Source organism: Rhodococcus spelaei (assembly GCF_006704125.1).
Lineage (GTDB): Bacteria > Actinomycetota > Actinomycetes > Mycobacteriales > Mycobacteriaceae > Rhodococcus_G > Rhodococcus_G spelaei.
Genome location: NZ_VIGH01000012.1, coordinates 102609 through 114314, shown reverse-complemented (window position 1 = coordinate 114314; position 11706 = coordinate 102609). Strand labels below are relative to the sequence as shown.

10 protein-coding genes are annotated in these 11706 nt (G+C 69.5%); 1 reads left to right on the top strand and 9 read right to left on the bottom strand.

Translation table 11 applies throughout. The features are described 5' to 3' along the window. Window positions 1–385: 385 nt before the first annotated feature. Window positions 386–1660, bottom strand: a complete 1275-nt coding sequence (gene tyrS, locus FK531_RS21755; RefSeq protein ID WP_142103214.1) for a tyrosine--tRNA ligase — start codon at window positions 1658–1660, stop codon at window positions 386–388. 8 nt (window positions 1661–1668) lie between these two features. Beyond that, on the bottom strand, window positions 1669–2316 hold the full coding sequence (locus FK531_RS21750) for a DNA-3-methyladenine glycosylase (RefSeq protein ID WP_435531086.1): 648 nt from the start codon (window positions 2314–2316) through the stop codon (window positions 1669–1671). A 192-nt stretch (window positions 2317–2508) separates the two neighbouring features. Between FK531_RS21750 and FK531_RS21745 the strand changes: the two genes are divergently transcribed. Then, complete coding sequence (locus FK531_RS21745) at window positions 2509–2952, top strand: hypothetical protein (RefSeq protein ID WP_142103212.1); 444 nt, start codon at window positions 2509–2511, stop codon at window positions 2950–2952. Here the strand turns inward: FK531_RS21745 and FK531_RS21740 are convergent. From FK531_RS21740 to FK531_RS21710, 7 genes are all read right to left on the bottom strand, one after another. Next, on the bottom strand, window positions 2919–3134 hold the full coding sequence (locus tag FK531_RS21740) for a Trm112 family protein (protein WP_142103210.1): 216 nt from the start codon (window positions 3132–3134) through the stop codon (window positions 2919–2921). The two genes, FK531_RS21745 and FK531_RS21740, sit on opposite strands and share 34 nt — an antisense overlap. Window positions 3135–3182: 48 nt before the next feature. After that, window positions 3183–6158, bottom strand: a complete 2976-nt coding sequence (locus tag FK531_RS21735) for an AMP-binding protein (RefSeq protein WP_142103209.1) — start codon at window positions 6156–6158, stop codon at window positions 3183–3185. Window positions 6159–6229: 71 nt separating this feature from the next. Beyond that, window positions 6230–7681, bottom strand: a complete 1452-nt coding sequence (argH, locus tag FK531_RS21730) for an argininosuccinate lyase (RefSeq protein WP_142103207.1) — start codon at window positions 7679–7681, stop codon at window positions 6230–6232. 3 nt (window positions 7682–7684) lie between these two features. After that, on the bottom strand, window positions 7685–8884 hold the full coding sequence (locus tag FK531_RS21725; protein WP_142103205.1) for an argininosuccinate synthase: 1200 nt from the start codon (window positions 8882–8884) through the stop codon (window positions 7685–7687). A gap of 89 nt (window positions 8885–8973) precedes the next feature. Continuing rightward, window positions 8974–9525, bottom strand: coding sequence for an arginine repressor (locus FK531_RS21720; RefSeq protein ID WP_142103203.1), 552 nt, complete (start codon window positions 9523–9525; stop codon window positions 8974–8976). Further along, window positions 9522–10502 carry an ornithine carbamoyltransferase gene (argF, locus tag FK531_RS21715; protein ID WP_142103201.1) on the bottom strand — a complete coding sequence of 327 codons (981 nt, stop codon included), beginning with the start codon at window positions 10500–10502 and terminating at the stop codon, window positions 9522–9524. The genes FK531_RS21720 and argF overlap by 4 nt, the downstream gene beginning before the upstream one ends. Window positions 10503–10507: 5 nt before the next feature. After that, a complete protein-coding gene (locus FK531_RS21710; RefSeq protein ID WP_142103199.1) occupies window positions 10508–11698 on the bottom strand; it encodes an acetylornithine transaminase in 1191 nt (396 codons plus the stop codon). Window positions 11699–11706 lie beyond the last annotated feature (8 nt).

The window sequence follows — 11706 nt, the reverse complement described above, 5'->3', positions numbered from 1 at the left end:
GTACCAAAAACATTTGGCACTGACATTCATCGGCACACTGTTGAGTTCTCAAAGAACACGCACACACCATCAATTCCGAGTCATGCTCGGCCTCTCCGGGGCAACTGTTCCAGCCTAACCCAGTCGTTCATCGGGCGCAAACCCGGGGTCCTTCTGGGCGACTTTCGTCGAGCGGCGCCGCACTCCGTGTCCCGCGCCTCTCGGCCGGGTCGGTGTCCGTGTCGCTCTGACTCGACAAAAGTTACGCGGCGATGAACGCAGAGGCAAATCGCCAGGTGGGACCAAACTGCTGCGGGAAACTCACTGGTCACAGCCCCGCCGGTCGGCCCGGTGGTGCGAATCGACCCGAATTACATCGATGTGACCCGCACCACCGTGCCCTGACTCAGGCCGGCAGCACCTGAATACCTGCGAAGTTCCGCTTTCCACGTCGAACCACCAACCACTGGCCGTGCAGCAGGTCGGTCGCCGCCGGCTCCCAGTCCTCGGACCCGATTCGCGCGTTGTTCACCGAGGCGCCGCCCTCCTTGACCGTGCGACGGGCTGCTCCCTTGCTCTCGCACAGTCCGCTCGCGACCAGCAGGTCGACGATGGTGGTGGCCTCCCCCGGACGAACCTGCGCGACCGAGGCCTCGGTCAACGCCGCGGCGAGAGTCGCCTCGTCGAGATCGGTGAGCTCGGCGCGTCCGAACAGGGCCTGACTGGCGAGTTCGACGGCTGCGGTGTTGTGCGCGCCGTGTACCAGCGTCGTCATCTCCGCGGCCAGGCGCCGCTGCGCGACGCGAGCCTGCGGGCGCTCGGCGGTCTCCGCCTCGAGTTCGGCGAGTTCGGCCTGGTCGAGGAAGGTGAACCAGCGCAGGTACCGGATGACGTCGGCGTCACCGGTGTTCACGAAGTACTGGTACCAGGCGTACGGGCTGGTCATCTCCGGGTCCAGCCAGAGGCTGCCACCACCGGTCGACTTGCCGAACTTCTTGCCGTCCGACGAGGTCACCAGCGGCACCGTCATGGCGTGCACGGACTCGCCGTCCACCCGCCTGTTCAGCTCGACGCCGGCGATGATGTTGCCCCACTGGTCGGAACCGCCGATCTGCAGCGTGCAGCCGCGCTCGCGGCGCAACTGCAGGTAGTCATTGGCCTGCAGAAGCATGTAGCTGAACTCGGTGTACGAGATGCCGTCGGACTCGAGCCGCCGCTTGACAGTGTCACGGGCCAGCATCACGTTCACCGAGAAGTGCTTGCCGATGTCTCGGAGGAAGTCGATCGCGGACAGCTGGCCGGTCCAGTTCATGTTGTTCTCGATCACCGCGGCGTTCGAGCCGTCGAAGTCGACGAAGCGCTCGAGCTGCGCGCGGATCCGCCCGGCCCACTCCGCAACGGTGTCCGCGGAGTTCATGGTCCGCTCCCCCACGTCCCGCGGATCGCCGATCAGTCCGGTGGCGCCACCCGCCAGGACGATCGGCTTGTGCCCGGCCATCTGAAACCGCTTGAGTGCCAACAGCGGAACGAGGTGACCGGCATGCAGGCTCGGTCCGGTCGGATCGAAGCCGGCATAGAGGGTGACCGGACCGCCATCGGCATCCCGGCGCAGGGCGTCGAGGTCGGTGGATTGCGCGATCAGTCCGCGCCAGCTCAGTTCGTCGATAATGTTCACAGTCACGTCCTCGATCATCCCGCACTCGGGATACTCGGTGCACGCGGGCTGCGGCGGTAGGCAGAGACCGCCGGCGACGTCGGATCCCAGAGTCGCCACGGACGATCGGCCGCCCGCGAGATACCCACCCGCGGCCCCGAGACGAACGGCACCGCGGGCCCCGGCTCGAGCGTGATCGACGAAGCCGGGCCGAACAGATCGGTACCGTTGTCCCCCAGCGTGATTCCCAGTGTCTTTCCCAGATTGCCGGGCCCGCGAGCCAAATGGTGTCGGCCTCGGACGGGGCCGCGCCGCGCCCACGCGACGTCCTCACCGGAGACCACTTCGCCGGCCCGCACCAACACAGCACCGGCCGTCCCGTCGGGTGCGCAGGTCACGTTCATGCAGTGGTGCAGGCCGTGGCTGAGGTAGACGTAGAGCATGCCCGCGGGGCCGAACATCACCGCGTTGCGCAGGGTCGGACCCGGATAGGAGTGCGCGGCCGGATCGGGCCACGGGCCGGCCCGGTCACCGCCGTACGCCTCGACCTCGACGATCCGCACACGCACATCGCCCGCGACGAGCACCGCCCCGAGGACGAGCCGTGCCGCCGCGAGCGGGGTGGCGGTAGCCAGCGCCTGCGCGCTCACGCGCGGCGAGCGGGACTTCGACGGTACGGGCACATCCGCGATTGTGCACCGAGTGACTGACCGAAACGACAGGACCGCGAGTTGCCCGGGGCGATGATCGTCGAATCCAGTATCTGACCGGAGACCTCACACAGTCCATGCCGGGTTGGACGGCGCCGACGCGAATTCGGTTCCATGTCAACGATCTCTCCGCACGGCTGCGCCCGATGGCGCACAGTCTCTGCCATGACAACCCACTGGACTCAGCAGCCGCCCCTGGTCACCGCCGACGACGTCACGCGTCGGGTCGAAGAGCTCATCGGCGCGGCCGTCACCGAACAGATCTGGTACCTGATGACGGACGCCGACGGCCTCCAACTCCCCGTGCTCCCGTCGGTCGAGACGATCCCCGAACCCGAACCCGGACTCGTCGGCAACCTCGTGCACATCGTCGACGACATCCTGGACTCGAGCGCACCAGGGGGTCGGGTCGTGTTCGTCCTCGAACGCCCCGGCGCCGTGGTGCCCACCGACCGGGACGTGACCTGGGCCGACGCCCTGCGTCCGGAGTGCCTACGCCAGTCCGTGCATTGCGCCGGGATCTACTCCAGCACGGAGATCGGCGTCCGGCTGATTCCGCCGACCCCGGGTAGGGCTCAGTCTGTGGGACCGGTGCCGCGCGCGAGATAGTCCTCGTGCTCGGCCTCCCCGACGTCACGCGCCTCGTCGACGAGCAGCACCGGGATGCCGTCCTCGATCGGGTAGGCACGGCGCAGCCGCGGGTTGTAGAGCAGTTCGTCGGCGACCAGCAACAGCGGGCCCTTGTCCTGCGGGCAGGCCAGGATGCTCAGCAGGGTGGGATCAAGCGCCACAACGGGTCCTCTCACGGTCGGAACAACGAACTCGGTCAGGCTACCCGGCTAGCTGGTCAGCGCCCGACTGCCCCGCTCCCGCAGCTCGGTCAGCACCGCGCGGGTCAACCGCCGGTAGCCGTCCTTGTCGGGGTCGTAGAACCACGACCGGACGCTCGGCGCGGGCAGTCCCGCGGCGACCAGTTCGGAACGGCGCGGCCGGTACGAGTTGCTGATCGGAATCTCGGGCACGACGTGCACCAGGTCCGGGCGCGCGCCCGGCGCCAGGTCGGCGAAGCTGTCGGCCAGGTCGACCGCGGTGAGCGAGCTGCCGGGACGCAGGGTGATCGCCGCGACCGCGAGCTCCTCGTCCCCTGCCAGGACCCCGTAAACCACTGCCAGGTCGACCTGGTCCAGGCCGCCGAGCGCGTCGACGATCGGCTGCCCGTACACCGGACCGCGCAGCGCCCGGACCACGACGTTCTTGTCGTCCATCAGCCAGAAGTCGCCGTCGCCGTCGCGGCGGAACAGGTGCTCGGTCGGCACCCACGCATCGCCGGCACCGAACACCCCGCGCACGGCCCCGCTGATCGCCTCGCTGCCGGTCGCCTGTCCCAACAGGAGCCCGACCTCGTCGACGCCGCACTCGCGCACCAGCCCGCGTTCGTCCTCGAGGAACGTGCCCGAGATCGGGTCGTAGGCCGCGATCCGGACCGACGTACTGCCCGGCAGCGGCCGGCCCTTCGCACCGGGTTTGGCGCCCGAGACGTTCGCCAGCACGACGGCACCCTCGGTGGAGGCGTAGAACTCGAGCACCTGGGCGGGCTCGAATCGCTTCATGGTGCGCAGCCAGAGTCCCCGTGGCATGCCCGAGCCGACGAACAGTCGGATCGGATGCGAGGCGTCCAGTGCGAAGTCCGGGCTGTCGACCAGTTCCCGCAACATCGTCCAGGTGTAGGCGACGACAGTGACGCCGTAGCGGTGCACCTCGGTCGCGAACCGTTCCGGGTCCAGTCCGCGGGAGAGCGCGATCCGCGAACCGCCGGCGATGGCACCGCCGAGCGTGGCCAGCAGGACCGACGAATGGTAAAGCGGCGCAACGGAGTAGACAGTGTCGCCGCGTCCGAGATTCGCGGCGGTCGCGGTTCCGAAGGCGGACAGCGCCCAGCGGTGGTTGGTGACGTGCTTGGCCTCGACGTGACCGCCGAACCTGCCGAACAGCACGAACGCGAGTTCGTTCGCCCGGCCGGGGTTCGGCCGGTACCACGCGGGCAGGTGCACCCGGGACGGGTCGATCTGCTCGAGGTCGATCGTCTCCGAGCCCGGTTCGATGTCGAGCACGCGGGACTCGCCGCCGCCGAGCACCAGCACCTTGAGGTCCAGTGACTCGGCGGCACGCAGGTTGTCCGGATCGGTGATGACCATTTCCGCCTTGCCCAGGCGCGCCGCGGTGTCCATGTCACCGGTCGGCGGAATCAGCACGACCACCGCCCCGATCCGGGACAGCGCGGCAATTGCGGTCAGGGCGCTCGGTCGGGTCTCCATCAGCACTCCGACTCGCGCCGCGGGGCGCACCCCGGTCGAGATCAGACCCTTGACGACGTTGTCGATGCGGGTGTTGACGGCGTCGTTGGTGTACGCGCGGTCGTCGAACAGGAAGCACTCGGCCTTCGGCGACTTCGCGCCGGCCTCGGCCAGCAGCTTGCCGAGCGAGATGGTCGTGTGCGGCTGGATCTGGCCGAGCCGCACGAGGCGCGGAAGGGCCCGGACGGCCTCCGCGGACAGTTCCCGGCTGCCGCGTACCGCCTGCGTCGTGACGTCGAAGACTCCCTTCGTCACGCCGACGCCGACCTCCGCGATGGACGCGCCTGTGTGCAGCAGGCGGTCGCTCACCGAGACACCGGTCTCGGTGGCCGGTTGTTCCTCGTACGTCATCTCGTCGATGCTCTCCGGCCGCGGCCCGAGTCCGTCGCGCCAACGCACCCACTCACCGGTGATCGGCCATGTCTGCGAGGCCGCCAATGAACCGACCACCAGGCCGAAATGCCCGGCGCGCAGCGTCGTTTCGAAGATCTCGGCCTTCGGTGCGGCCTTGCGGATGCCGCGCACCGCGACCGGCTGACCGATGTCGTCGACCTCGCCGACGAACGCGAGGATCGGGCAGGTCAGTTCCGCGAGGGAAACCAACCGGTCGCCGATCACGAAACCGCCGGACATCATCCGGTTGTGCGCGATGAACTGTTTGAGCACGTCGGCCACGGCGGGCCCGGACCAGGCGACCCACCCGTCGGTGGCCAGGAATCGCCGCTGCTGCTCGCGCGGCAGCAGCGCCTCCCGATCGTGGAGTTGGCGCAGGAAGTCGAGCCGGGACTTGGCCGTCTTGACCGGGTCCAGCAACTGGAAGCCGGTGCGCGCCATCCATCCGGTGACCGCGAGCCGGTTGAACACGTGGTCGGCGAGGAAGTCCGCCGTCCGGGTGGCCACCCCCGCCGGGATTCCGAAGGGCAGCGCCGCGAGGGTGTCCACCGGGGCACCGAAGGTGATCAGCGTGGCGATGTTCTTGCACCGCCGGTAGGCCGCGGCCTGGTACGCGAACATTCCGCCCTGCGAGTACCCGGCGAGGTGCACGTCCCGACCGGTCTGTGCGTGGACCAGGTCGACGATCTCGTCGATCGCGACGATGTGGTCGGCGAGGGTGCGACGCCAGCCGCCGTCCTCCGTTGCGGGCGAACCGAAATCGACCACCCAGGGATCCAGGCCCATGCCGTGCAGCACACCGACCGCACCCTGGTCCTGGGCGACGTCGTAGACGTCGGCGGACATCATCATCGGGGGCACCAGCACCACCGGCGGGCGCGAGGTGTCCGCCGCCGCGTCGGAGAAGTAGCGCCGCAGCCGGTACATCGGCTTGCGCTCGACCACACGAAATTCCGACGGTCGCGCCTCGGTCTCGAGGCCGCCCAACCGGACGACCTCGAGACCGTTCTGTGCGGTCGCGACGACCCGTCGCACCGAACCGTTCAGAACCTCCGGATACCAACTCACTGCAGCGCCCCCATACGGATCAAGCCGGTGTGTACCGGCCACTATATTCCCGCGCTGCCGAGTCGAATCGCTTAGTTGTCGATCCAGTCCTGCAACACGCGCGCCGACTCCCGCACCCCGTCGAGTTGCCGTGCGACCTGTACACCGGCGGTCCCGCCCCTGGCGTTACGGGAGGAGATCGAGCCCTCCACCGTGAGCACCTCCCGAACCGCGGGTGTGAGCGCCGGATCGACCGCCGCGAGTTCCTCGTCGGTCAGGTCCTCGAGGCCCACACCCCTGGCCTCGGCGGCCCGCACACAGCCACCCGCGGCCTCGTGCGCCACACGGAACGGAACCCCCTGCCGCACCATCCATTCGGCGATGTCCGTGGCAAGGGTGAACCCGGCGGGGGCCAGTTCGGCCATCCGCTCGGTATGGAACTCGAGCGTCGCCACGAGCCCGGTGATCGCGGGCAGCAGCAACTCCAACTGGGCGACGGAGTCGAAGACCGGCTCCTTGTCCTCCTGCAGGTCCCGGTTGTACGCGAGCGGCTGAGCCTTGAGCGTCGCGAGCAGACCGGTCAGGTTGCCGATCAGGCGTCCGGACTTGCCGCGGGTGAGCTCGGAGACGTCCGGGTTCTTCTTCTGCGGCATGATCGACGACCCGGTCGACCACGCGTCGGCGAGGGTGATGTAGCCGAATTCCGGTGTGCTCCAGATGATCACCTCTTCGGCCATCCGGGACAGGTCGACCCCGATCATCGCCAGCACGAAGGCCGCCTCGGCGGCGAAGTCGCGCGAGGAGGTGGCGTCGATCGAGTTGTCCGCAGCCGAGTCGAACTTCAACTCGGCTGCGATCGCGTCGGGGTTCAGTCCCAGCGACGATCCCGCCAGTGCACCCGATCCGTACGGCGAGATCGCGGCGCGCCTGTCGAAGTCGACGAGCCGCTGCACGTCCCGCAGCAACGGGTGCGCGTGCGCGAGCAGGTGGTGCGCGAGCAACACCGGCTGCGCGGCCTGCAGGTGGGTCTTGCCGGGCATGACCGCGGCCGGATGGGCCGCCGCCTGCGTGGCGAGCGCGTCCACGACACCCAGCACCCCGGCCGCGACCCGGCGCACCGCATCGCGAAGCCACATCCGGAACAGCGTGGCCACCTGGTCGTTTCGGGACCGTCCGGCGCGCAACCTGCCGCCCACCTCGGGCCCGACCCGCTCGATCAAGCCGCGCTCGAGCGCGCCGTGCACGTCCTCGTCGGAGTCCGCAGGCACGAACGCGCCGCTGGCCACGTCGGCACCGAGACGCTCGAGGCCTTCCAGCATCGTGGCCAGGTCGGCGTCACCGAGCAGGCCGGCCGCGTGCAGCACCTTCGCGTGCGCCTTCGATGCGCGGACGTCGTAGGGAGCGAGCACCCAGTCGAAGTGGGTGGACTTGCTCAACGCCGCCATGGCGGCGGCCGGTCCGGACTCGAACCGGCCGCCCCAGAGGGCACCCTCGTTGGTGCCCTGGTGCGCAGCACCCCCGGTGTTACTCGGTGCGTCCGTCATGACCTAGAGGCCCAGGTCGCGCTTCGCCGCGACCTTGGAGGACAGGCCGTGGATGTTGACGAAGCCCTTCGCGTACGACTGGTCGAACGAGTCGCCCTCGTCGTAGGTGGCGAGGTTGAAGTCGTACAGCGACTCCGGGCTGCGACGGCCGTTGACGGTGATCGCGCCGCCGTGCAGGAACAGGCGGATGTCGCCGGTGACCCGCTCCTGGGTCTTGGCGACGAAGGAGTCCAGCGCGTCCTTGAGCGGGGAGAACCACAGGCCGTCGTAGACCAGCTCGGACCAGCGCTGCTCCATCTGACGCTTGTACCGGCCGAGCTCGCGCTCGAGGGTGACGTGCTCGAGCTCCTGGTGCGCGGTGATGAGCACCATCGCGCCGGGGGCCTCGTAGATCTCGCGGCTCTTGATGCCGACGAGACGGTCCTCGACCACGTCGAGGCGGCCGACACCCTGGGCGCCGGCGCGCTTGTTGAGCTCCTGGATGGCCTCGAGCACGGTGACCGGCTTGCCGTCGATCGCGACCGGCTTGCCGGCCTCGAAGCTGATGATCAGCTCGTCGGGGGCGTTCCAGTTGACCGTGGGGTCCTGGGTGTAGTCGTAGACGTCCTTGGTCGGCGCGTTCCACAGGTCCTCGAGGAACCCGGTCTCCACCGCGCGGCCCCACACGTTCTGGTCGATCGAGAACGGCGAACGCTTGCTGACGTTGATCGGGATGTTGTTCTCCTCGGCGAAGGCGATGGCCTTCTCCCTGGTCCAGGCGTAGTCGCGGACCGGCGCGATGACCTCGAGGTCGGGCGCGAGCGCACCGAAGCCGACCTCGAAGCGGACCTGGTCGTTGCCCTTGCCGGTGCAGCCGTGCGAGACGACGGTGCCACCGTGCGCGCGGGCAGCCTCGACGATGTGCTTGACGATCAGCGGACGGCTGATGGCCGAGACCAGCGGGTAGCGGTCCATGTACAGCGCGTTGGCCTGGATGGTCGGCAGGCAGTACTCGTTCGCGAACTCGTCGCGGGCGTCGACCACGACCGACTCGACGGCGCCGCAGTCGAGGGCACGCTGACGCACGACCTCCATGTCCTCGCCGCCCTGGCCGAGATCGATGGCGACGGCGACGACCTCTTTGCCGGTCTCCTTGCCGATCCAGCTGATGGCTACCGAGGTGTCCAGCCCGCCCGAGTAGGCGAGTACGACGCGTTCAGCCATGGTCTGTGTGCTCCTTCAGGTTGAAATTCTTCGCGAGATGGTGAAGTTGTTCGATCGCGCATCGCGCCTGACGAGGCGAAATGCACTGGTCAGGCCAGTTTCTCGATCATGTCGGCGAGCTGGCTGCCCGTCAGGGGTTCGCGGGCGATAACTGCAATGGTGTCATCCCCCGCGATGGTCCCGACAACCTCCGGCAGCGACGCCCGGTCGAGGGCGCTCGCGAGGTAGTGGGCCGCGCCCGGCGGCGTGCGCAGGACGGCGAGGTTTCCGCTCGCGTCCGTGGAGACGAGCAGCTCGCCGAGCAGCCGCGAGAGCCGGTCGGTGCCGCCCGAGACCCCGCGCACCGGACTGCCGTCCTCGGGGACGACGTAGACGCCCGCTCCCCCGTCGGCGGCGCGCAGCTTCACCGCACCCAGCTCCTCGAGGTCGCGCGAGAGCGTCGCGTTGGAGACCTCGATGCCTTCGGCCGCGAGCAGCGCGGACAGCTCCGGCTGGCTCCGCACCTCGTGGACGGCGAGCAGCGCGGTGATGCGGGACTGCCGCCCGGCCCGGGTGTGCGCGACCGAAACTCGACCCGAGGCTTCGCCCGAAGGGTCGACGGCCTGCGGCCGAGCCGAGGCGACGGAACGGGCGGTGGTCACGGCCGTCCCTCGTCGGCACCGCGCTGTTCGAGCAGCCAGACCAGCAGCGCCTTCTGGGCGTGCAGCCGGTTCTCCGCCTCGTCCCACACCGCGCTCTGCGGTCCGTCGAGCACCTCGTCGGTGATCTCCTCGCCACGGTGTGCGGGCAGGCAGTGCAGGACGACGGCGTCGGGCGCGGCCTTCGACAGGAGGTCGGCGTTGATCTGGAACGGCCGGAACGGGCCGACCCGGTCCAGGCCGTCGTTCTCCTGACCCATCGACGTCCAGGTGTCGGTGACCAACGCGTCGGCCCCCGCGACGGCGGCGACCGGGTCGTCGGTGAGCGTGATGGTCGCGCCGGTCTGCTGGGCACGGGCGGTCGCCGCCTCCACGACGTAGCCCAGCGGCGCGAAGCCGGCGGGCGCCGCGACGGTCACGTCGATGCCGGCGGTGACGCCGCCGAGCAGCAGCGAGTGCGCCATGTTGTTGGCACCGTCGCCGAGGTAGGTGAGCTTGAGGCCCTTCAGCGCGCCCTTGCGTTCGGCGAGCGTCTGCAGGTCGGCGAGCACCTGGCAGGGATGGAACTCGTCCGAGAGCGCATTGACGATCGGCACCGTTGCGCCCGCGGCCATCTGCTCGAGCCGCTTCTGCCCGAACGTGCGCCAGACGACGGCGTCGACGTACCGCGAGAGCACCCGACCGGTGTCCTGCAGCGTCTCCTCGCGGCCGAGCTGTGTGCTGCGCCCGTCGACGACGACCGCGTGCCCGCCGAGTTGGGCGATGCCCATCTCGAACGAGAAGCGGGTGCGGGTGGAGTTCTTCTCGAAGATGACCCCGACGCCGCGCGGGCCCGCGAGGGTCTGCTTGGCGAACGGGTCCTTCTTCAGCTCGGCGGCCAGCGCCAGGACCTCCGCCTGCTGCTCGGGGGTCAGGTCGTCGTCGCGCAGGTAGTGTTGGATGCTCGCTCCGCGGGCTCCGCTCGAGTGCTTGACGGTCATGGTGTCTACTTCCCCTCCGCCGCAGCGGTGTCGAGGATCGCCGGCAGTGCGGCCACGAAGCCGTCCGCCTGAGCCTCGGTGAGGATCAGCGGAGGCGCCAACCGGATCACGCCCGGCTGTGCCGCATTGACGAGGTACCCGGCCTCGCGGGCCGCGGCCTCCACTCCGGGCGCGAGGTCCGACGTGAGCACGATGCCCAGCAGCAGGCCCGCGCCCCGGACATGGTCGACCAGCGGATGTCGGAGGCCCTCGATCTCCTCGATCAGGTGCTTGCCGAGGCTGTCGGCGTGACTGATCAGGTCCAGGTCGGTGACCGTGCGCAGCACCGCGAGCGCCGCGGCCGCGCTCACCGGGTTGCCGCCGAAGGTGGTGCCGTGCTTGCCCGGGCTGAGCAGGTCGGCCGCGGCACCGGTGGCGACGCACGCGCCGATCGGCATCCCACCGCCGAGCCCCTTGGCGAGCGTGATCACGTCCGGCACGATCCCGACCGCCTGGTGGGCGTAGAACCAGCCGGTCCGGCCGATCCCGGTCTGCACCTCGTCGAGGATCAGCAGCGCGCCCCGCTCGGCGGTGATCCGCCGGGCCTCGGCGAGGTATCCCGCCGGCGGCACCACGACGCCCGCCTCGCCCATGATCGGCTCCAGGAACACCGCGGCGGTGTCGGAGTCGACGGCCGCGTCGAGGGCGGCGATGTCGCCGTACGGCACGTGCTCGACGCCGGCCGGCATCGGCTCGAACGGTGCCCGCTTGTCGGGTTGCCCGGTGAGCGCGAGGGCACCCATGGTGCGGCCGTGGAACGCCCGCTCCGCGGCGATGATCTTGCGCCGTCCGGTCAGCCGGGCCAGCTTGAATGCCGCCTCGTTGGCCTCGGTTCCCGAGTTGCACAAGAACACTCGGCCGGTGACGTCGCTGCCTCCGAGATGCGCGAGCAGCTGCTCGGCGAGCGCGATCGGCGGCTCGGTGGCGTACAGGTTGGAGGTGTGCCCGAGGGTGGAGAGCTGGGCAGTGACCGCGTCCACGATCGCCGGGTGCGCGTGACCGAGGATGTTCACCGCGATACCCGCGAGCAGGTCGAGGTACTGCTTGCCGTCGGCGTCGGTGACCACCGCGCCCTCGCCGCGGACCAGGGCCACCCGGGGGACGCCGTAGGTGTTCATCAGCGAGTGGGACCAGCGCTGCTGCAGCGGTTCGGTCATGAGTCGGA

Excerpts from the sequence above, each read along its gene's own strand:
- FK531_RS21745 (WP_142103212.1), top strand. The coding sequence starts at position 2,509 with ATGACAACCCACTGGACTCAGCAGCCGCCCCTGGTCACCGCCGACGAC.
- argH (WP_142103207.1), bottom strand. The coding sequence starts at position 7,681 with ATGACGGACGCACCGAGTAACACCGGGGGTGCTGCGCACCAGGGCACC.
- FK531_RS21725 (WP_142103205.1), bottom strand. The coding sequence starts at position 8,884 with ATGGCTGAACGCGTCGTACTCGCCTACTCGGGCGGGCTGGACACCTCG.
- argF (WP_142103201.1), bottom strand. The coding sequence starts at position 10,502 with ATGACCGTCAAGCACTCGAGCGGAGCCCGCGGAGCGAGCATCCAACAC.
- FK531_RS21710 (WP_142103199.1), bottom strand. The coding sequence starts at position 11,698 with ATGACCGAACCGCTGCAGCAGCGCTGGTCCCACTCGCTGATGAACACC.